The organism is Yersinia massiliensis, from assembly GCF_003048255.1.
GTDB classification, from domain to species: domain Bacteria; phylum Pseudomonadota; class Gammaproteobacteria; order Enterobacterales; family Enterobacteriaceae; genus Yersinia; species Yersinia massiliensis_A.
On the sequence record NZ_CP028487.1, the window covers coordinates 2,038,161 to 2,056,094 of the forward strand.

A 17,934-nucleotide genomic window follows, 5' to 3' on the forward strand; every position below is an offset into this window, starting at 1 on the left:
ATTTTATGGCGTAGCTTGTCATCAACTATGCCATAGATTCCAAGCAGATATGAGTATCCAGGCAGCCACAATCCAACATACAACAGCAGCGCTTAAAGCGAGTGGTAAGCGCAAGTGGTCTATGAAAAAATAAAGTGATATCAAATAGATAAAGTAAGGGATGATGGCCCATAAGCCAAAAATAATCGTCATCCGCAATGCTTCAAGACTTCGTTCATTCCCAACAATATAGTGTGCGATGAGGGCGAAAGTCGGAAACAACGGAATTAGCCCAGCAATATAGTAATTACGTGTCTTCGATAATATTCCGATAAGTACCACAACACAGGCACCAATCACTGCTTTTAGCAATAATCCCATCGCACTCTCGAACAATGAAAAAGAAACTGCCGATTTAATGTAATTCAATGAAAATTATGAATTTTACCAATTCGGCAGCACAGTAATTCTGGGTGTCACATGTTATCTACAGGCTATTGACGATAGCCGTTTTTGATTTGAGCAACTGTATTGGTGAAAACTTCAGCTTGAGCTGCATCTTCAATACCGGCAATAGAACGTTCGATATTTAAGATTACTTTCCCAGCATCGGCTTGGCCGATGGCTTTTAGTAGCAAGGTCAATGTTGCTTTCAAGCAGGCTACTTCGTTCGCTAAAGTTTCTGGATCTGCAGAAGTGGTATAGTCTGGATTACTCATTTTTTTTTCCTGAATTGACAACATGTAATGCACATTTAGCCGCATTATTAAACAATCGTTGAATTATACCATAAACTGATAGTTCGCCTTGATAACAAGTGCGTAATCTTTAATTGATAGCTCAGATTCTGACCGAGTCTGTGACTAGACAACTCGATGTTCACCCATCTTTGTCTCTTCATCTAAGCCATTAACTTAATAAAGTTAGTTATGTTCATAAAAACCATGCTGTTTTGCACAAATAAAATTGTCGAAATACTCACAGACTAAAAGTGAATGAGTGATAAACAATTAATAAGTAAAACTAAGACTAATTCGTAGCAGTCATTTCGCATGATCATGAGTTGTATCAATATGTTGTGTATTTTAAATGTAAGTTTAACATTTTCAATGTTAACAATTATTTTTTGCTTGAATAGTTTGTTTTGACAAGAAAAATCTTAAAAAAACTATTTTTATAGTCAGATGGGTAATTGATATGTCTGCAAATTTATGCACATAGTTAAAATGTTGATGAAATTAATATATGTCAAACAATATAGATAAGAATTTGCAATTTTTCTGTATTCATTATTTGTTCGAAAACAAGTAATATCATTCCAGTATACGAAGCTTGATTAGGCTACTCCCTTATTTTGGAGAATTTTCTTTGATTAGCGTTCTTCTTGTTGATGACCACGAACTGGTGCGCGCAGGGATACGACGCATTCTAGAAGATATCAAGGGTATCAAGGTAGCGGGTGAAATGCAGTGTGGCGAAGATGCGGTGAAATGGTGTCGTAGCCATGTTGTCGATATTGTTTTGATGGATATGAACATGCCCGGTATTGGGGGATTGGAAGCAACACGCAAAATATTGCGTTTCTCTCCGGATACTAAAGTTATCATGCTAACCATTCATACGGAGAATCCGTTGCCTGCAAAAGTTATGCAGGCCGGCGCGGGCGGGTATCTAAGTAAAGGGGCTGCGCCCCAAGATGTTGTTAACGCTATTCGTGCGGTTCATTCAGGGCAACGTTATATTGCCTCGGATATCGCTCAGCAGATGGCTTTGAGTCAGCTAGAACCTCCTGTTGAAACACCTTTTAGTTGTTTGTCAGAGCGTGAGTTGCAAATTATGCTAATGATAACGAAAGGCCAGAAGGTTAATGAGATTTCGGAGCAGCTTCATCTGAGTCCAAAGACAGTAAATAGCTATCGTTATCGCATGTTTAGTAAACTGAATATCAGTGGTGATGTTGAATTGACACACTTGGCTATCCGCCATGGTCTATTTAACTCGGAGATGTTATCTAATAGTGACTGATTGTTTTGATTCTAAAGAGTTTTTAAAAACTGTCACCAGTCAACCTGGCGTTTATCGTATGTATGATAAAACGGGGACAGTAATATATGTTGGTAAAGCCAAAGACCTCAAAAAGCGTCTAACGAGTTATTTTCGCGCTCAAGTCGCGAGTCGCAAAACAGAGACTTTGGTCAAGAATATTGCTCAAATAGACGTGACTGTGACTCATACGGAAACAGAAGCGCTCCTGCTTGAGCATAATTACATCAAGCTTTATCAGCCTCGTTACAATGTATTGTTGCGGGACGATAAGTCGTACCCACTTATCTTCTTGAGTGCAGATGCGCATCCACGACTGGCTATCCATCGTGGGGCAAAGCATGAGAAAGGAGAGTATTTCGGGCCATTCCCGAACTCCTACGCTGTGCGTGAAACATTGGCATTATTACAAAAGTTATTTCCTGTCAGGCAATGTGAGAACAGTGTTTATCGAAATCGCTCGAGGCCCTGCTTGCAATACCAAATAGGTCGTTGTTCTGGGCCGTGTGTCACTGGGTTGGTGAGTGACGAAGAATATCAGCGTCAGGTCAACTATGTGCGTTTGTTCCTATCAGGCAAAGATCAGCAAGTTTTGACCCAATTGATTTCGCGAATGGAAGAAGCCAGCAAATCACTCCAGTTTGAAGATGCCGCACGTATCCGTGATCAAATACAAGCCGTGCGGCGGGTGACTGAACAGCAGTTCGTTTCCGGTGATAGCGAGGATCTTGATGTCATTGGTGTTGCGTTTGATGCCGGATTAGCCTGCGTTCATGTACTATTTATTCGGCAAGGGAAAGTGCTGGGTAGCCGAAGCTACTTTCCTAAAGTCCCCGCAGGGACTGAGCTTAGTGAAGTCGTCCAGACATTCGTTGGCCAATTCTATTTACAAGGAAGTCAAGGTCGTACCCTGCCTGGGGAGATCTTGTTGGACTTTACTCTTATGGATAAAGAGTTGTTGGCCTCATCTCTTTCTGAGTTGGCGGGGAGAAAAATTCAGATCCAAAGTCGCCCCCGAGGTGATCGAGCTCGCTATCTGAAACTTGCTCGCACAAATGCTTCAACAGCACTGATTACTCGTTTATCGCAGCAGTCAACTATTCATCAAAGAATGAAAGAATTAGCCAAAATTCTTAATCTCGGTGAAATCAATCGTATGGAGTGTTTTGACATTAGCCATACGATGGGAGATCAAACAGTCGCATCTTGCGTTGTATTTGATGCAAATGGGCCTGTACGTTCAGAATATAGGCGCTACAATATTAGTGGTATTACGCCTGGTGATGATTATGCAGCAATGTCTCAGGTACTTAAGCGTCGATATGGCAAGGCATTAGATGAGAACAAAATTCCTGACGTTATTTTTATTGATGGTGGGAAAGGTCAGTTATCTCAGGCTTTTGATGTTTTTGCCGAGCTTAATGTACCGTGGGATAAGCAAAAACCATTATTGGTCGGGGTTGCAAAGGGGAGTGATCGAAAAGCGGGTCTGGAAACATTGTTTTTGGAAGCTGAGGGGGAGGGTTTTTCCCTACCACCAGACTCACCTGCGTTGCATCTGATCCAACATATACGAGATGACTCTCACAACCATGCAATAACAGGACACAGGCAGCGTCGTTCTAAAGTAAAAAATACCAGTGCGTTAGAAATGATAGAGGGGATCGGCCCAAAAAGACGGCAAATATTGCTGAAATATATGGGCGGGTTGCAGCCTTTACTCAACGCAAGCGTCGAGGAAATTGCAAAAGTGCCGAGTATTTCACAAGCATTGGCAGAAAAAATCTACAATGCATTGAAACACTGAGGCTAATGTTGCACCATACTCATAATGTCCACACCAGCCAGATAGTTATCGTAGCATTATGCAATTGAATATACCGACTTGGCTTACCCTGTTTCGTGTAGCACTCATCCCATTCTTCGTATTGGCGTTTTATCTGCCATTCGTATGGGCTCCGATGGTTTGCGCCATTATCTTTGTTATTGCTGCAGCAACCGATTGGTTTGATGGTTTTTTAGCGCGTCGTTGGAAGCAAACAACCCGCTTTGGGGCTTTCCTTGACCCTGTAGCGGATAAGGTTATGGTCGCGATTGCGTTAGTATTAGTCGCCGAGCATTACCATGTTTGGTGGATTACATTACCCGCAGCAACCATGATAGCGCGAGAAATTATCATTTCCTCCCTCCGTGAGTGGATGGCAGAACTCGGTAAACGTAGTAGCGTCGCAGTTTCATGGATTGGAAAAGTTAAAACAACGGCTCAAATGGGGTCACTTGTTGGCTTGCTTTGGCGGCCCGACTATAATATTGAGTTCGCCAGTTTTGTGCTTCTTTACATTGCTGCTGTACTGACTTTCTGGTCTATGTTTCAATATTTAAGCGCCGCTTGGAAAGATTTGGTCGAACCTTGATCGAAGCGCCGCAAAAAGCAGCAAACGAACGCATTAGTCTGATAATTTTATTGACTCAGTGCGTCAGGTAAGTAGAATGCATCGCATCAGACGGCAGCAACAAATTGTCGAAAGATAGCAAAAGAATCAGTAAGTTCTGATGTTGCGGGAATAGCTCAGTTGGTAGAGCACGACCTTGCCAAGGTCGGGGTCGCGAGTTCGAGTCTCGTTTCCCGCTCCAAATTAATAGGTTGGCTCTAAGCGAATCTAAGTTGCAAAGGCAAAGAAGAATAAGGCGCGTTGGCAGAGTGGCCATGCTACGGATTGCAAATCCGTCTACCTCGGTTCGACTCCGGGACGCGCCTCCAGTTTTCCAGAGCCCGGGTGGTGAAATCGGTAGACACAAGGGATTTAAAATCCCTCGGCTTATGGCTGTGCGGGTTCAAGTCCCGCCCCGGGCACCATGGAAAATATTCTAAGTAAAACAAAGTAGTATGAGTATGTCGTTAACCGCCGAGAGGCGGTTTTTTTGTGCCTGAAATCACCTTTCACCATTGTTTCGCCATATCACTTCGCCACATCTTGCCCGCCCACAACTGGAACAATATTAATTTTTCTATCATATCTTGCGGTCTGTGATGCGTTTTTGTGCCCTGAGATTGCCTGCTTGTCATATAAAGAACCAGTTAGATCTGAAATACCTTTTGCTTTTAGATCGTGGAAAGTGAAGTTAAACTCCAGTTCTGGATATTTCACAGCAGCCGCTTTTTTTGCTTTCATCCAGTGGGCATTAAAACTATCGCGGGTGAAGCGTGATCCTGATTGCTGGTGCAACAAATAGATGCTCATAACACCTTGGTTTAGAGGAAGAGTGCCAGCCTGCCGTATAGACTCATGCAGCCTAGGTGTCCAAGCTTTAATTTGGGCAACGCCAGTTTTGCTTTGTTGTATAAGTATGCCATTCTCCAGCAACTGCCCTTTTTTCATATCTAAAATATCCGCTTGCCTAGTACAGCATAAATAAGCTAACTCCATAGCTACTTTTACGACCGATGGAGCAACATCATAAAGTGCAGTGTATTCTTCATCGGTTATATAGCGAGTTCTGGCTTTTTCTTTAAATTGCTTAACCCCTTGGCAAGGGTTTAACTTTATTTTCCCACGCTCATATCCCCATCGAAACACCCTCGACATGAAGGACTTTTCCCTGTTCGCCTGAACCCTGCTTTTTGCACCGCGTTTATCCATATACTTTCGAATATGCTCTGGTTTTATGTTGTCTGGAGACATTTTTCCAAACACGGCTATTATTTTTGATGAGTATTTTCGATAATCTTTTTGTGTCTCGGCAGCTAGTTCACAAAAATCACCTGACAATAGAAATTCATTAATCAAACCAGTAAATGTCGAATCCTCTTTTTGGCTAATCATTAATTTTTCAAAGGCAACCCATACATCAGCCTGACTGCATTCAAAGCTACATAGTCGAATTGTTCTCCCGTCTATTGCCCTGAATTCATATGCAGACTTGCCTTTACGAACCCGTGGTGGCATCCAGTAATCTGCTGGGTTCTTGCGTGGACGTGACATTAAATAGCCCCATAGTTAGGTTGATCTTCAGGCACGTTCTGAATGATATTGCGGGAAGAAAGAGGGTGCTCAACATGCGCCCATGTTGTACTGGGCCTACCATCTTTGCGTTCGATGAAAAAAATGCCATTTTCTCGTAAGCATTCACACTGCTTCTTGGGTTGAACAAAACCAGTGATCTCTTCCAATTCAGCGCGAGTTAGTAATTTTCCGCTATCTTCGCTCATGGGGTTTACTCCACACTGTTTATTTAAAAGCCCGCCGCACACGGGTCGTGACTAGAGTCATTCTATCGCTGGTGGATAGCATTGTACCGATGCTGTAGTAATCATCATTGTTTCCTCGCATAGAGAACGCCATCAACCGGCAGGCATTCATATTCAGGTGGTAGACCTTGCTGTTGGATGTCGGCTATACAGTTCTTATCATCCGGATAGACGTAGCCTTGCGGCTCGTACTGGCACGGCTGAAAGGTGTAGCAGACGAGTAGAAACAGGCCGTACATCATGATTGAGTGGCCGCAGTTAACTCATTGAGTCGTGCCGCGAATACGACACGGATCTGGCTTGGCGTCATTGGCACTATTGCAATGTCAGCCAGAGGGATACTCTCAAGCATCGGCCATTCCTTACCATCATCGATGTCTAGTTCTTGGCGTTCGGTTGCCAGCATAATCAGATCGCAGTAATGGACGACTTCTGACTTTTCCGCAGGAAGCCCAAACTTTTCACGAATGGCCATATCGATTCGATGCTCAATAACTTTGTAATCAGGCAGTAGGCGTTTAAGAGGGGAGGGAATATCTCTGCAATATGCCTCGCTTGCATCATGCAATAAGGCTTCAAGAGCGAATTCTTCCGGCACAATTTGACTCATTAACCAGCAGTGTTGAGCTACGGAATAGAATACTGGTAATTGCCCAGCAAAACGGCAGTCATTGGATAAGCCTTGAATAATATCTTTATCGCTAATACTGCTAGGAATAGGATTTAAATAATCAAAGGTCAAACCTGAATAAGTAGTAATACAAGTCATAAATATACTCCACACGGTTTTTAGGTAATACCCCGCCAAATACCCTATTGCTGGGATATTTGAAGTGATACTATTAAATTAAGGTTTAATTAATTACGCTTTAAATTTACCGATAAACGTTTCAACTTTGTCTAAATCACTAATAAACGTTGCTACATCAGTTTGGCGTTCACTCATTTTGGCTACCTCTCATTAAGCGGCACCTGCCGCGTTTAGTAACTCCACACACAGAGAAGTGCACCGATCCGGGGGCTTTATACTGTACAGGTTTAAAGGAAAACCCGTCCGGAGCACTTCTCTGTGTGTAAAAAGTGCGGCTGGCCATAACTGGTGTTGGCAGGCGCAGCCGCTAAAGACACAGCACAGCAATGGAACTCAAATCAGTGCCTGTTTACTTCTCCACCTCAGGCGGCGGTGGTATCTTGGGAGTTCTCACACAACCAAGAAGGAATGCGATATGAGCAGTCATTCAATTCTGTGGCATGAAATTTCTACTGATGTATGCAAGAAGCTAAACGTCTCCGAACTGTTTTTTTCTCATGGAGACTACCGAGATAAAATTGAAGTTCGACAGGCTAGGGCAAGTGCCTATTTGATCCTCATTCTTGAGTTAACACTGCAAGAACATCGCGATAAGTATTCAGTTCCATCAGTAAGCCTTTCTGGTGCCGCGGCCCTACATCATAAAATCTTTTTAAAAACAAAGTGGTTACCGCAAACCATCAGAGATCTCAGTTATGAGGACTGTCTGTTTGTTCTGTTGGAAGATCTTCATCCTGAAAACCTTTCAACTGAATCCCAAAATTATTTAAAAATTCTCGAAATTCAGAAATCTGTTTTTGTGCCAGACCAACTTCTGTTGGAAGAGTGGACTCCTGAGAAGTACGGACACCATACAAGCCGCCTTTATCAAGACAACCAATAACCTCCCGACTCCAACAGGCTGCTGATACTAAATCACTTTCCATAGCGGCCTTTTTGCGGACAAAAACTTTCACCGTATCGAGCCGATACTCTAACCACGCTAAGAGTTCCTCAGCACTTAAATCAGCTGCGTAAATGTACGGTTCGCGCTCTGCACTCATGCTTGTTACTCCACACTGTTAACCCTGTTTAGCGAATCATCCGGTGTTTCTATGCCACCGGCAGCTACTACGTGGGCGTCCTGCCTGTTCGCTATTGATGAACTAAATCTAATTTAACTTAGATTTTGTGTCAATGATAAATCTAATTAAACTTAGTTTTTTAGGCACAAGACTCTGGAAAGAGTCGAATTTTAGTTAGAGTTCGTACTGTACGCCGCGAACTACACCGATGATGGTGCAATTGCCATTGATTGGAATATTGCTATAGCGTGGGTTTAGCGGGACTAAAAATTTGTGCGGGCCATCAATTAATAGTTTTTTGACTGTAGCTTCATTAGTTCCAGCTAGACGAGCAACGACTATTTTACCACTGGCAGCTTCTACCTCTGGATCTACGATAACGACTGCACCTTCAGGAATACTTGGCAGCCCGTAGGGGTTAGTCATAGAGTCACCTTTCACTCGTAGGCCAAATGATGTAGGTGAAACCCTCAGCCCTGTATCCATCCATTCATCAACGTTTTCAAGAAGTTCAGCTGCAGCAGTCTCCGTAAAAGCACCAGCCTGAACCCAAGAGAGAATAGGGATTCTTCGGACATTAGATATTACTGGCTCTGCACCGCCAAAATCTACACCATATAGAATATAACCCTCTGATGTATTGAAGAATTTAGCTAATTTTATCAGAGACTCGCCTTTAGGGACATTGAGGTCTTTTTCCCAATAACCAACGGAGACGTCAGACACACCACAGTAAACACCTAAGGCTTTCTGTGTTGTTTTTGATGCTGTTCTTAGCCGTTTAATTCGCTGCCCAACTGATTCCATGAACTTATCCTAATCAACATGAAGCTAAGTTATCTTAGTTTTAATTGACCAAAGATAAATTTGATTTTAATATCTAAGATAACTTAGATGGAGGGTGCTATGACTACTGATGAATTAGAGAACTATTTCGGCGATGCGAACCTCGTTGCTGAATTTTATGGAGTATCGCCTGAGGCCATTTATCAATGGAGAAAACGGCCAGGGCGATTGATTCCTAAAGGCCGAGCAGCAGAAGCCGCGCTAAGAACAGATGGCGCTCTGAGGTTCAATCCCGCTCTCTATAAAAACAATAGAGCTTAGTAAGTCCAAATAAAACCACCAAAGAGGAAGAAACATTGTGGATAACAAAGACTTTCCAACTCAGCCGGATATCAGTGACGCAATACATCAGCTGATCACTCAAACGGCTGGCAAGTATGACGCGATGGCAAGACAGCTTTGTCCGCTGACTGGTACCGAGAATGCATTACGTAATCGGGTGCGCCAGCTTGCAGGGCAGGTGGTGCCATTTGGGATGGCGGTAGAGATGGAATCAATCTCTGGACGTTCCGATATTACCGAAGCTATGTGCAAGCGTGCTGGTGGTGTTTTTGTGAAACTGCCGGAGGTTAATGACATTGGCAACGATGAGCTGCTTATCAAATTTAACGATCTGCTGGTGGCTTTGGGTGATTTTGGTCGTGCTCACAATGAGTTTACGGCTGATGGAATTTTAGATCGCGATGAGACTAAGCGGCTAAAAGCAAAGGGGTATATAGCGCAGTCAATTATTGCAGAGATTATTGCGATATCGGTGATGTTATGGGGTGACGCCCCAGTGTGCGGCACTGAGGCGTCGGGTGCATTAACTAAACGTGTGGAGTAATTAACGCATGAACATTGTAGCGGCTAAACGTTCTATTCCGCAACTGCGTTGCGTTTGTGTCAGTCCGTTCCGGTATGAACGAATGATAAAGGGCCGGTGGGTAACGTGCAACCACAGCAGAACACAGGGAATTGTGGGTGTAGTTCGCCGCAAGTGGGGTTGTGTATGACTAATCTCGGCTCAACTACAACAAACCCCATTCAATTGTTTGATCGGTACTACAACGATAAGCGCGGTATTCGCGTTCACGTTATTGGTTACGACAGCACTACCGGTGAGGTCATTTTTCGGCGTGATGACTATGAACATAATTGTTCAATACCCATCAGGCGGTTTAGAAAAGAATATAAGGCGGTTGTATGAGCGTAAAGCTATCCAGTTATGTATGGGACGGCTGTGCGGCTGCAGGTATGAAAATATCGAAAGTGGCAATCATGGCTCGTCTTGCCGACTTCTCTAATGATGAGGGTGTTTGCTGGCCATCAGTAACGACGATTTCCCGTCAGATAGGGGCAGGCGAGAGCACTGTTCGGACTGCATTGGCAGAGCTGGAAACAGATGGTTGGCTGAGCAGGAAGCAGCGCCGCGCTGGTAACAGGAACGCCAGCAATGTTTATCAGCTGAATGTTGCCAAACTCAAGGCCGCCGCTCATGCGTCAGAATCTGACGCCTCAAATTCTGATGGGTCAAAATCTGATGGCTCAAAATTCGACTGGTCAGAATCTGGCAAGAATGGCACTTTTGACCCGCCAGAATCTGGGGGCGATCCGTCAGTAAATTCAAAACAAGATCCGTCAAATACAAAGACTATTGGTCAGTCGCCTACGGCAACCGACCCACAGCCAGTTGATTCTTTAAAAATCGATTATTCAGCAGTGCTGGAGGCTTACCACGCAACGCTGCCAGAAATGCCGGGAGTGCTGGATATGACGAAAGACCGTCAAACAAAGCTCCGTGCTCTCTGGAAAAAATACGATCTCAATCTGGAGAAATGGTCTGCCTATCTGCGTTACATCTCAAAGAAATGCCGTTGGATGTTGGAGGACCGTCCTGACACATCATCGGGTAAGACGTGGCGTCGCAAGAACTTTGATTATCTGATCACTGAAAAATGCTATTTGGCCGTCAAAGAAGTGCGGGCAGACGACCTGCCAAAAGTGCCGAAGATGGACACAGTGACCAGACAAGAGGCGTTTGGCCGCCTGATATTACGCCACGGCAAGGCACAAAACACCGTAGAGAAAACAGCACTTTCCATGGCAGGCGGTCTTGGTCGTATGAATGAAACCTCCGCACGAATTGAATGGAACGGTATCTGGGCCAAGGCACTTGATCAGGTCAGTGAGAACGAACTTCGGAGGCTTGCATCATGACAACTCAAGTAGTTAGTTTCTCTGGTGGTCGCACCTCTGCTTATTTGGTTCACCTAATGGAGCAACGGCGGGCTGCTGGCGAAGATGTGCGTTATATCTTCATGGATACTGGTGCCGAGCATCCTAAAACCTATGATTTTATCCGCAATATTGTTTGCCACTGGAAAATTGACCTGATCTGCCTGCGCGTGGACGTTAACCCTGAACTGGGAAAGGGCAACAGCTACAAAGTGATTAGCGTCGATGATATTGGTCCAGATTTACAGCCTTGGCGCGATGCCTGTGCAAAATATGGCACACCCTATGTGCATGGCGCATTTTGCACTCGCACAATGAAAATCGAACCTTTTGATCGCTATTGCAAAGACCATTTTCCTGAGTATGAAAAGTGGATCGGTATTCGTGCTGATGAGAAAAAACGGCTAACCCCGCATGATGGCGTTCATTACCTTGCTGATATCAGTGACTTCGAAAAGCAAGATGTCTTGGATTGGTGGAAAGAGCAGCCTTTCGATCTGGATTTGCCGGAGCATCTCGGTAACTGCGTTCTTTGTGTGAAAAAAGGAATTAACAAAATTGCTTTAGCTACCCGCGATGAGCCAGAGCATACGGCAAAATTCTTGGAGGTGATCACCAGTGATGATGTGCGGGTTGTAGAACGCAGGCAGCAAGAAAATAAAATCATGTACCGGGGAAATAATTCGCTCGAGTCAGTCATTGCAATGTTTGCTGAACATAGTCGTGATGACATAGCGGCAACTATCCGTGGTGGTGGCGGGTATGAATCAGGCTCATGCACTGAATCCTGTGAGGCATTCTCTTGTGAGCTGAGTGGTGAGTTGGAAGAGGATATTCCGCAGATCTCAGAATATGTTCAATCTTTGAATGCACTAAAAGCTATGCCTGAACATTTCTTAAAACAGGTTGGCGATCAGTGGCGTACTCCTGATGCGTTATTTTGGGGTATTAACCAGATGTTTGGCCCATTAGTTCTGGACCTGTTCACTGATGGTGAAAATAGTAAATGCTCTGACTATTACACGGCAGAAGATAACGCGCTGGTACAAAACTGGGCTGAGCGAGTGAAAGAGCTTAAAGGCGCTGCGTTCGGCAACCCGCCATACTCTCGCGCCAAACAGCATGAAGGTGAATACATCACTGGTATGACACACATCATGCAGCACACAGCGGAAATGCGTGAGGCCGGTGGTCGTTACGTTTTCCTGATCAAAGTCGCCACGTCAGAGAGTTGGTGGCCAGAGCAAGCCGATCATATAGCGTTCATTCGTGGACGTGTGGGTTTCGACCTCCCTCACTGGTTTATTCCGGCAGATGATAAGCAGGTACCGAGCGGTGCATTTTTCGCGGGTGCTATAGCGATATTTGATAAGTCATGGCGTGGGCCAGCAACGAGTTATGTCCCGCTGGATCAGCTTATGACTACCGGAGAGGCATTCTTAGCGCAGACCCGCAGAGAGGCGGAACGTCTGGCACCACAAATCCAACCACAAAATATTCCTGAAATTATTCCAGCGCTAAACAGTGAGGTGACAGCATGACACTATCCCATTCTGTTGTGACTATGAGCAGTCGTGAAATTGCCGTGTTGGTGAACAGTAAACATGGTGATGTGAAGCGCTCTGCAGAGCGTTTATGCGCTGGCGGTATTTTAACCGCGCCGTTGGCGCAGTTCGATTTTGAGCATAACGGTAATCAGTATTTCGAGTATTGTTTCAATAAGCGTGATTCTCTTGTATTGGTCGCTCGGCTCTCACCTGAATTTACCGCTGCAGTGGTTGACCGCTGGCAAGAGCTGGAACAGAACTTGATCCCCCAAACCTTGCCAGAGGCATTACGTCTGGCGGCTAATTTGGCAGAGGAAAAACAGCAACTTGAAAATCAGCTTTCTATAGCAGCGCCAAAGGTCGAATTTGTCGATCGCTATGTTAAAGCCAATGGCTCTATGACGTTCAGGCAGGTAGCCAAGCTATTTAATGCCAAGGAGCATGAATTCACCTGTTTTCTGCTAGATCATCAGGTCATGTACCGTTTGAATGGTGCATTAACACCTCGCCAGCATCATAGCGACTTAGGGCGATTTGAGGTTAAGACCGGTACTAATACCATTAATAATCATGCATTCGCCCAATCCCGTTTTACACCGAAGGGCGTTAAATGGGTTGGGGGCCTATGGGCTGAGTATCTGGCTAAGAAAGGTGCTGCATGAGGGCATTATTAACCCCATTTATCCAGCAAGAACTTGGTGTTGTGATACTAAAGCCGGGCGCTGAACTGTTGCCATATTTATCTAGTCGCTTGCTGGTGGCCACTGAGCCGGAGGAATTTAAATCACTTCCATCCGGTCGGCTACCAGCAACTGATCAACAACTGGCTAATGATCCGCGCTTATTGCCATTCTTTGAACAGGAACGAGTTATCAATGCTGCTGGTGGGCCTCGAGTGCTGGAAGCATGGGTTAAGCAATTGAAAGAGTGCCAATGGCATGATCCGGATGATTCCCACGTTCAAAATCTCACGACATTACGCTATGGTCAGCGTTCTATTCGTCTGTGTTGGCATCATGATAATAAGCTGAGAGAGCACACACTTCCCCGATTAGAGCAACTAGCAACAACCAATCTCATCACTTGGATAATCTCGACCGTATGCAGTCATTTTCGGCTTCCGGAGGGCCACCAGCTCAACATGCCGGAGCTGTGTTGGTGGGCTGTTGTTAACGAGGTTTCCGATCTGCTCCCCGATTCAATTGCTCGAGCAAGTTTGCGGATGCTACCAGCAGTGGTGAAGTCAGGGCCAACGAAGGAGAGTGATATCACTTGGACGCCAAACCCGACACAAATCATTGAAACCAAGGTGGAACAGGTTAAGAAAGTGCTGGCGCTGAAAATTGATGATGAGCCACCAGCCAGCTTTATGCGCATCCCGAAGCGGTACCGATGGGAAAGCGCCAAGTGGCTTAAGTGGGTTAAATCCCAGCAATGCTGTGGTTGTGGTAACTCTGCTGACGACCCTCACCACATCATAGGGCACGGGCAGGGCGGCATGGGGACCAAGGCCCACGACCTTTTCACTATTCCTCTTTGCCGTGGCTGCCATGATGCACTGCATGCTGATATGCGAGCGTGGGAAGCGGAGCACGGAAGCCAAATTGAGCTGTGGTTCCATTTTATGGACCGGTCCATTTCGAACGGGGCAATGGCCTAATGGTCAACATGTGTGGAGTAAAACAATGAACCAGCAATATCTTCAGTATGTTAGAGGTGCATTGTCGATAGCTCTTGCTGATATATGCGGAAGCAGCAAGGGACAGTTGGCGGCGTTTGAGGGTGCGGCACTAGCCAGAACAACACGACTTAAGCGCCAGAGGGTTAGAAATGTTGAGGTTGGAGGGCGTAGAGTTTGCCAAGAAACTGAGCCGATGCACTGCACAGAAACCCGATCACGTAAAAGCCAGATTATCCCGTTAGATCCACTTACGTACTGCACAAGTGCATGGCGTAGAGCGATATTCAAGCTAGAGCCACATCAGGCTGCATGGATTCGTTATTGCTACTCCTTCGATCTGACATTCGATTATCAAGTAGAAATATGTCGCTTTATATGGAATGAATATCAATCGCAACTAGAGAAGAAGCCAATAACAGCGAAAGTACGGCGCAGAGTGGAAAGCCTCGTTTGGTTAGCCGTGCAGCAGACAGCCGGTATAGGCCACTTGTTACATAGAGAAGAGTATTCATATTCAGAGCTGGCGGGGTTGGTGGGGGTCCAGCGCAATAATTGGACGATGCACTATGCGCCTCATTGGGAGTCGCTATTGAGGCTGGTCGAAAGTTTAGATAGTGATTCCCTTAACTGTGTTGCACTCATAAAGCGGGAAGATAGAAACATTTAGCGACATGATACTTGCAAAAATGAACAAAGTAGGCCATATTTAAAGCATATTTGATATATTGCCACTAATTTAATTCATAACCTCGCTTCGGCGGGGTTTTGTCGTTTTTAGAGTGTCATAATATCGAAAATGAAGCTGAGTATATCTCACTGTCGTGAAGTAACAGCTGAGAAAGAATGGAAAATATTTAAGTCATTTGAATCATGCGGTCCTGAATTTAGACGTTCACTTATCATTCTTATTATCTTCTTAAAATAACAACGGACTCCTGATTTTTGCATAATTAACTCGAGATGTTCCATGCTTACTACATGAGTAGTGAAGACAGCCAAAACTATAGAAGCACTGAGAGTAATTAAAATAATTAATGGTTTTTTCATTCGCAGTCCATTTTTTGAACAAGAGTATACATATAACAATAGATACGAATATAAGTAACAAAGTTCAATCACTATTACTTTTTGTTGGTTGACGATTGTATGATATTTACACTTAAGTATTCGCATGGGTACTGAAATAACCTGAATCTTTCCATTCTTCGAGGTCTGGATTAGGCAGTATCCAGCCTAATGTGCTAATCCGTTATCAATTTCACTATTCGTTATGAAATCATCACGGACAACCATTTTACGGCTCACTTCGGTGGGCCTTTTTATTCGTACTGCCACGATCGTCTAGAGAGAACGGCAGCGCAAAGGGGATTTACATGTCCCAGATGAACCCAGCGCGAAATAAATCAGGGCCACAATTTAATTCTGCGATAACTGCGGTTGATCGCCCCGTACCAGTAAGCGGGAAAATTTTTGGCTGCGCTAATGCGTGGCCTTTTCTGTTTTAGCCCATCAGTCACCCAACAACTCCACACACACACATTACTCCGCATGAGTGGTTGCGCTGGTGGGCTAAATTCCTTAACTACGCGCCCAACCCGCAGAACGGGAGGGGGAGATATGAAGATGCCAATTAAAGAACCGGAGACATACAGCATAATTGGTACTGTGCTGGTTTTGCTTATGACAACGCTTGGCACAATCGCTAATTACGCGTGGAGAGTCATTAACGGCGAGAAGTTTCGCTGGTCATTTTTCATCTTGAAATTTTTCATTTCTATATTCGCTGGGGCGTTAGTTCTATTGGCTGCTAGTTCATTAAATTGGACTGCTGAATTAGCTGGTGGTGTTGCTGGTTTATCTGGTTGGTCTGGCGCATCGGCAATTAGGGCCATTGAAGGGCGCTTTCTCAAACGTATTGCCGGTACTGACGACACTAAACCTCAGGTATAAACCATGGCCCCTTATCAATTCAGAATGGCGGCTAACATCAGCGTCGAGCTTGCTACGCGTTGGATTCAGCCGATTACCCAAGCAATGAAAGAGTTTGGCATTGCCACTTCCGTACAACAGGCCATGTTTATTGCTCAAGTAGGCCATGAGTCTGCCAGCTTCACGTTGCTAGTGGAGTCGTTCAATTACAGCATTAACGGCCTACTGGTGACGTTTGGCAAAAGATTGTCTGCGGATCAGGCTTCGGCATTAGGTCGCCAGACAGGTGAAAAGTCGGTACCCGTGAATCGGCAACGAGCTATTGCCAATCTAGTCTATTCAGGCCGCATGGGTAATAAAGCTGTCGATGATGGCTGGAAATACCGTGGTCGTGGTTTGATTCAGATTACCGGCTTAGATAACTATCGGGCATGTGGTACCGCGCTGAAACTGGATTTAATCAGCAACCCCGATCAGTTGCAAAGCGATGTTAACGCTGCTCGTTCTGCTGCATGGTTCTGGCAATCCCGCAATTGCGGTCAATATGCTGATGATATTCAGCGTGTCACTCAGCTTATTAATGGCGGTAATAACGGGATTAATGACCGTAAGGCGCGATTTGAATTAGCTAAGCGAGAGCTGCAGCTATGACTACTTGGCGCGCTGCACTGGTGGCGTTAATTGCTACGGCTTTTCTTTTTCTACTTCTGAATCGTAACCATCTAGCAAACAAGGTGGATAAGACGGAAGCGGAGTTGGTGACCGAACAGGCTACTAACGTTGCTTTGGGTAACATCATCGATGCATACCAATCGAATGACGCCGCTAACCGAGTAGCCACAACCCGCCAGCTAGAGAACGAAAGGAAACTACGCAATGAAAGTGACGAACGGCTCAGGCGCTTCAAGGCTTCGGGGGTTGGGGATTCGTGTATTGATAGCAGGATGCCTGATAGCAATATTAGCATCCTGCAAGAGTAGCCCACCAGCACCTAGAGCAGTCGAATTAATCCAGTTATGGCCTCCTGAATCAGCATTAACTCAATGCGAGGTACCGGAGTTCGTCGGTACCACTTGGGGCGATAGTGGGTTATATGCATTGGCCCTCAAGCGTGAACTGCGGATCTGTAAGGGGCGACTCGATGAGGTTATTAGCTGGCGGCAGAATGCTGGGAGAAAAGCATAATTGCAAATTGAGAGCCACTTTCACAATAGCTCTCAATTACTGTATACTTTAACAGGTATTCTCAACCAAAAGGCAAAGTGATGACTGGTTTCAGCGATGAAGTTTATAGCGTGATGAGTAATGCAGAATCATATGGCGGTCTGGGCGGGTCTGCTTTGGTAAACAAAGTAATAGAAATAGGCAAAAAATATTATTCCACGGGGAGTGATTCTCAACGTGAGGCAATAGTTAACAAGATCGAAGCTCTAAAGAAAGAGCCGGGAGTTCCTTTCCCTTTAAACTACCGTGATCTGCTGGAAAATTAAATTTCCGAAGAAAATCAAGCCGCCTCAGTGCGGTGTTTACATATTTAAGCCACTAGCCCAATAAGCCGGTGGCTTTTC

23 protein-coding genes and 3 tRNA genes are annotated in these 17,934 nt (G+C 45.0%); 20 read left to right on the top strand and 6 right to left on the bottom strand.

All coding sequences use genetic code 11. From position 1 onward, the window contains the following. Nucleotides 1-21 precede the first annotated feature (21 nt). Both DA391_RS09540 and DA391_RS09545 read right to left on the bottom strand, forming a co-directional pair. Nucleotides 22-360 (bottom strand): GlpM family protein, encoded by a 339-nt coding sequence (locus DA391_RS09540; RefSeq protein ID WP_050080509.1) that lies wholly within the window; start codon nucleotides 358-360, stop codon nucleotides 22-24. A gap of 113 nt (nucleotides 361-473) precedes the next feature. Next, entirely contained in the window at nucleotides 474-698 is a 225-nt protein-coding gene (locus tag DA391_RS09545) for a DUF2594 family protein (protein WP_019210309.1), read from the bottom strand. A 649-nt stretch (nucleotides 699-1,347) separates the two neighbouring features. Between DA391_RS09545 and uvrY the strand changes: the two genes are divergently transcribed. The 6 genes from uvrY to DA391_RS09575 all read left to right on the top strand — a co-directional run bounded on the left by uvrY (nucleotide 1,348) and on the right by DA391_RS09575 (nucleotide 4,879). Further along, nucleotides 1,348-2,004, top strand: coding sequence for a UvrY/SirA/GacA family response regulator transcription factor (gene uvrY / locus DA391_RS09550; RefSeq protein ID WP_050080511.1), 657 nt, complete (start codon nucleotides 1,348-1,350; stop codon nucleotides 2,002-2,004). Further along, complete coding sequence (uvrC, locus tag DA391_RS09555) at nucleotides 1,997-3,829, top strand: excinuclease ABC subunit UvrC (protein ID WP_050080512.1); 1,833 nt, start codon at nucleotides 1,997-1,999, stop codon at nucleotides 3,827-3,829. Before uvrY ends, uvrC begins: the two co-directional genes overlap by 8 nt. A gap of 58 nt (nucleotides 3,830-3,887) precedes the next feature. Further along, the gene (gene pgsA / locus DA391_RS09560) at nucleotides 3,888-4,436 is read left to right on the top strand and encodes a CDP-diacylglycerol--glycerol-3-phosphate 3-phosphatidyltransferase (RefSeq protein WP_050080514.1); all 549 of its coding nucleotides are present in this window, start codon (nucleotides 3,888-3,890) and stop codon (nucleotides 4,434-4,436) included. 144 nt (nucleotides 4,437-4,580) lie between these two features. After that, a tRNA-Gly gene (locus DA391_RS09565) sits at nucleotides 4,581-4,656 on the top strand. A 53-nt stretch (nucleotides 4,657-4,709) separates the two neighbouring features. Continuing rightward, a tRNA-Cys gene (locus DA391_RS09570) sits at nucleotides 4,710-4,783 on the top strand. A gap of 10 nt (nucleotides 4,784-4,793) precedes the next feature. Next, a tRNA-Leu gene (locus DA391_RS09575) sits at nucleotides 4,794-4,879 on the top strand. Nucleotides 4,880-4,982: 103 nt separating this feature from the next. Here the strand turns inward: DA391_RS09575 and DA391_RS09580 are convergent. The 3 genes from DA391_RS09580 to DA391_RS09590 all read right to left on the bottom strand — a co-directional run bounded on the left by DA391_RS09580 (nucleotide 4,983) and on the right by DA391_RS09590 (nucleotide 7,040). Further along, nucleotides 4,983-6,005 carry a tyrosine-type recombinase/integrase gene (locus tag DA391_RS09580; protein ID WP_108087620.1) on the bottom strand — a complete coding sequence of 341 codons (1,023 nt, stop codon included), beginning with the start codon at nucleotides 6,003-6,005 and terminating at the stop codon, nucleotides 4,983-4,985. Next, the gene (locus tag DA391_RS09585) at nucleotides 6,005-6,232 is read right to left on the bottom strand and encodes a DUF4224 domain-containing protein (protein WP_050134996.1); all 228 of its coding nucleotides are present in this window, start codon (nucleotides 6,230-6,232) and stop codon (nucleotides 6,005-6,007) included. The genes DA391_RS09580 and DA391_RS09585 overlap by 1 nt, the downstream gene beginning before the upstream one ends. Nucleotides 6,233-6,509: 277 nt before the next feature. After that, the gene (locus DA391_RS09590; RefSeq protein WP_108087621.1) at nucleotides 6,510-7,040 is read right to left on the bottom strand and encodes a hypothetical protein; all 531 of its coding nucleotides are present in this window, start codon (nucleotides 7,038-7,040) and stop codon (nucleotides 6,510-6,512) included. A 457-nt stretch (nucleotides 7,041-7,497) separates the two neighbouring features. Here DA391_RS09590 and DA391_RS24710 point away from each other — a divergent pair, with 457 nt between their 5' ends. Then, nucleotides 7,498-7,965: an ECs1072 family phage-associated protein gene (locus tag DA391_RS24710; protein ID WP_108087622.1), complete on the top strand. Its 468-nt coding sequence runs from the start codon at nucleotides 7,498-7,500 to the stop codon at nucleotides 7,963-7,965. Between the two features lie 355 nt (nucleotides 7,966-8,320). Here the strand turns inward: DA391_RS24710 and DA391_RS09600 are convergent, their stop codons facing one another. Continuing rightward, a complete protein-coding gene (locus DA391_RS09600; RefSeq protein WP_108087623.1) occupies nucleotides 8,321-8,953 on the bottom strand; it encodes a LexA family protein in 633 nt (210 codons plus the stop codon). A 99-nt stretch (nucleotides 8,954-9,052) separates the two neighbouring features. Here DA391_RS09600 and DA391_RS09605 point away from each other — a divergent pair, with 99 nt between their 5' ends. From DA391_RS09605 to DA391_RS09665, 13 genes are all read left to right on the top strand, one after another. Next, a complete protein-coding gene (locus tag DA391_RS09605; RefSeq protein WP_057645851.1) occupies nucleotides 9,053-9,253 on the top strand; it encodes a Cro/CI family transcriptional regulator in 201 nt (66 codons plus the stop codon). Nucleotides 9,254-9,290: 37 nt separating this feature from the next. Further along, nucleotides 9,291-9,818: a YmfL family putative regulatory protein gene (locus DA391_RS09610; protein WP_057650005.1), complete on the top strand. Its 528-nt coding sequence runs from the start codon at nucleotides 9,291-9,293 to the stop codon at nucleotides 9,816-9,818. A gap of 165 nt (nucleotides 9,819-9,983) precedes the next feature. After that, nucleotides 9,984-10,181 carry a DUF4222 domain-containing protein gene (locus DA391_RS09615; RefSeq protein WP_108087624.1) on the top strand — a complete coding sequence of 66 codons (198 nt, stop codon included), beginning with the start codon at nucleotides 9,984-9,986 and terminating at the stop codon, nucleotides 10,179-10,181. After that, nucleotides 10,178-11,191 (top strand): helix-turn-helix domain-containing protein, encoded by a 1,014-nt coding sequence (locus tag DA391_RS09620; protein ID WP_108087625.1) that lies wholly within the window; start codon nucleotides 10,178-10,180, stop codon nucleotides 11,189-11,191. Before DA391_RS09615 ends, DA391_RS09620 begins: the two co-directional genes overlap by 4 nt. Further along, nucleotides 11,188-12,750: a phage N-6-adenine-methyltransferase gene (locus DA391_RS09625; protein WP_108087626.1), complete on the top strand. Its 1,563-nt coding sequence runs from the start codon at nucleotides 11,188-11,190 to the stop codon at nucleotides 12,748-12,750. Before DA391_RS09620 ends, DA391_RS09625 begins: the two co-directional genes overlap by 4 nt. After that, nucleotides 12,747-13,418 (top strand): phage antirepressor KilAC domain-containing protein, encoded by a 672-nt coding sequence (locus tag DA391_RS09630; protein ID WP_240624808.1) that lies wholly within the window; start codon nucleotides 12,747-12,749, stop codon nucleotides 13,416-13,418. Before DA391_RS09625 ends, DA391_RS09630 begins: the two co-directional genes overlap by 4 nt. Continuing rightward, nucleotides 13,415-14,416 (top strand): DUF968 domain-containing protein, encoded by a 1,002-nt coding sequence (locus DA391_RS09635; protein ID WP_108087627.1) that lies wholly within the window; start codon nucleotides 13,415-13,417, stop codon nucleotides 14,414-14,416. Before DA391_RS09630 ends, DA391_RS09635 begins: the two co-directional genes overlap by 4 nt. Before the next feature lie 25 nt (nucleotides 14,417-14,441). Continuing rightward, nucleotides 14,442-15,104 (top strand): bacteriophage antitermination protein Q, encoded by a 663-nt coding sequence (locus DA391_RS24715; RefSeq protein WP_159074567.1) that lies wholly within the window; start codon nucleotides 14,442-14,444, stop codon nucleotides 15,102-15,104. 950 nt (nucleotides 15,105-16,054) lie between these two features. Next, entirely contained in the window at nucleotides 16,055-16,387 is a 333-nt protein-coding gene (locus DA391_RS09645; protein WP_038892675.1) for a phage holin family protein, read from the top strand. Between the two features lie 3 nt (nucleotides 16,388-16,390). Then, complete coding sequence (locus DA391_RS09650; RefSeq protein ID WP_108087629.1) at nucleotides 16,391-17,017, top strand: glycoside hydrolase family 19 protein; 627 nt, start codon at nucleotides 16,391-16,393, stop codon at nucleotides 17,015-17,017. Continuing rightward, nucleotides 17,014-17,346 (top strand): DUF2570 domain-containing protein, encoded by a 333-nt coding sequence (locus tag DA391_RS09655; RefSeq protein WP_108087630.1) that lies wholly within the window; start codon nucleotides 17,014-17,016, stop codon nucleotides 17,344-17,346. The genes DA391_RS09650 and DA391_RS09655 overlap by 4 nt, the downstream gene beginning before the upstream one ends. After that, nucleotides 17,243-17,551, top strand: coding sequence for an Rz1-like lysis system protein LysC (gene lysC, locus DA391_RS24720; protein ID WP_430980863.1), 309 nt, complete (start codon nucleotides 17,243-17,245; stop codon nucleotides 17,549-17,551). Before DA391_RS09655 ends, lysC begins: the two co-directional genes overlap by 104 nt. Nucleotides 17,552-17,631: 80 nt before the next feature. Further along, nucleotides 17,632-17,856, top strand: coding sequence for a hypothetical protein (locus tag DA391_RS09665; RefSeq protein ID WP_108087632.1), 225 nt, complete (start codon nucleotides 17,632-17,634; stop codon nucleotides 17,854-17,856). Nucleotides 17,857-17,934 lie beyond the last annotated feature (78 nt).

What these genes read in the sequence shown, in the direction of transcription:
- DA391_RS09540 (WP_050080509.1), bottom strand. Translation starts at nt 360, where the DNA reads ATGGGATTATTGCTAAAAGCAGTGATTGGTGCCTGTGTTGTGGTACTT.
- DA391_RS09650 (WP_108087629.1), top strand. Translation starts at nt 16,391, where the DNA reads ATGGCCCCTTATCAATTCAGAATGGCGGCTAACATCAGCGTCGAGCTT.
- DA391_RS24710 (WP_108087622.1), top strand. Translation starts at nt 7,498, where the DNA reads ATGAGCAGTCATTCAATTCTGTGGCATGAAATTTCTACTGATGTATGC.
- DA391_RS09630 (WP_240624808.1), top strand. Translation starts at nt 12,747, where the DNA reads ATGACACTATCCCATTCTGTTGTGACTATGAGCAGTCGTGAAATTGCC.
- DA391_RS09620 (WP_108087625.1), top strand. Translation starts at nt 10,178, where the DNA reads ATGAGCGTAAAGCTATCCAGTTATGTATGGGACGGCTGTGCGGCTGCA.
- DA391_RS09580 (WP_108087620.1), bottom strand. Translation starts at nt 6,005, where the DNA reads ATGTCACGTCCACGCAAGAACCCAGCAGATTACTGGATGCCACCACGG.
- DA391_RS09645 (WP_038892675.1), top strand. Translation starts at nt 16,055, where the DNA reads ATGAAGATGCCAATTAAAGAACCGGAGACATACAGCATAATTGGTACT.
- DA391_RS09655 (WP_108087630.1), top strand. Translation starts at nt 17,014, where the DNA reads ATGACTACTTGGCGCGCTGCACTGGTGGCGTTAATTGCTACGGCTTTT.
- DA391_RS09665 (WP_108087632.1), top strand. Translation starts at nt 17,632, where the DNA reads ATGACTGGTTTCAGCGATGAAGTTTATAGCGTGATGAGTAATGCAGAA.
- DA391_RS09605 (WP_057645851.1), top strand. Translation starts at nt 9,053, where the DNA reads ATGACTACTGATGAATTAGAGAACTATTTCGGCGATGCGAACCTCGTT.
- DA391_RS09615 (WP_108087624.1), top strand. Translation starts at nt 9,984, where the DNA reads ATGACTAATCTCGGCTCAACTACAACAAACCCCATTCAATTGTTTGAT.
- DA391_RS09600 (WP_108087623.1), bottom strand. Translation starts at nt 8,953, where the DNA reads ATGGAATCAGTTGGGCAGCGAATTAAACGGCTAAGAACAGCATCAAAA.
- DA391_RS09590 (WP_108087621.1), bottom strand. Translation starts at nt 7,040, where the DNA reads ATGACTTGTATTACTACTTATTCAGGTTTGACCTTTGATTATTTAAAT.
- DA391_RS09545 (WP_019210309.1), bottom strand. Translation starts at nt 698, where the DNA reads ATGAGTAATCCAGACTATACCACTTCTGCAGATCCAGAAACTTTAGCG.
- DA391_RS24715 (WP_159074567.1), top strand. Translation starts at nt 14,442, where the DNA reads ATGAACCAGCAATATCTTCAGTATGTTAGAGGTGCATTGTCGATAGCT.
- DA391_RS09585 (WP_050134996.1), bottom strand. Translation starts at nt 6,232, where the DNA reads ATGAGCGAAGATAGCGGAAAATTACTAACTCGCGCTGAATTGGAAGAG.
- DA391_RS09625 (WP_108087626.1), top strand. Translation starts at nt 11,188, where the DNA reads ATGACAACTCAAGTAGTTAGTTTCTCTGGTGGTCGCACCTCTGCTTAT.
- lysC (WP_430980863.1), top strand. Translation starts at nt 17,243, where the DNA reads ATGAAAGTGACGAACGGCTCAGGCGCTTCAAGGCTTCGGGGGTTGGGG.
- pgsA (WP_050080514.1), top strand. Translation starts at nt 3,888, where the DNA reads ATGCAATTGAATATACCGACTTGGCTTACCCTGTTTCGTGTAGCACTC.
- DA391_RS09635 (WP_108087627.1), top strand. Translation starts at nt 13,415, where the DNA reads ATGAGGGCATTATTAACCCCATTTATCCAGCAAGAACTTGGTGTTGTG.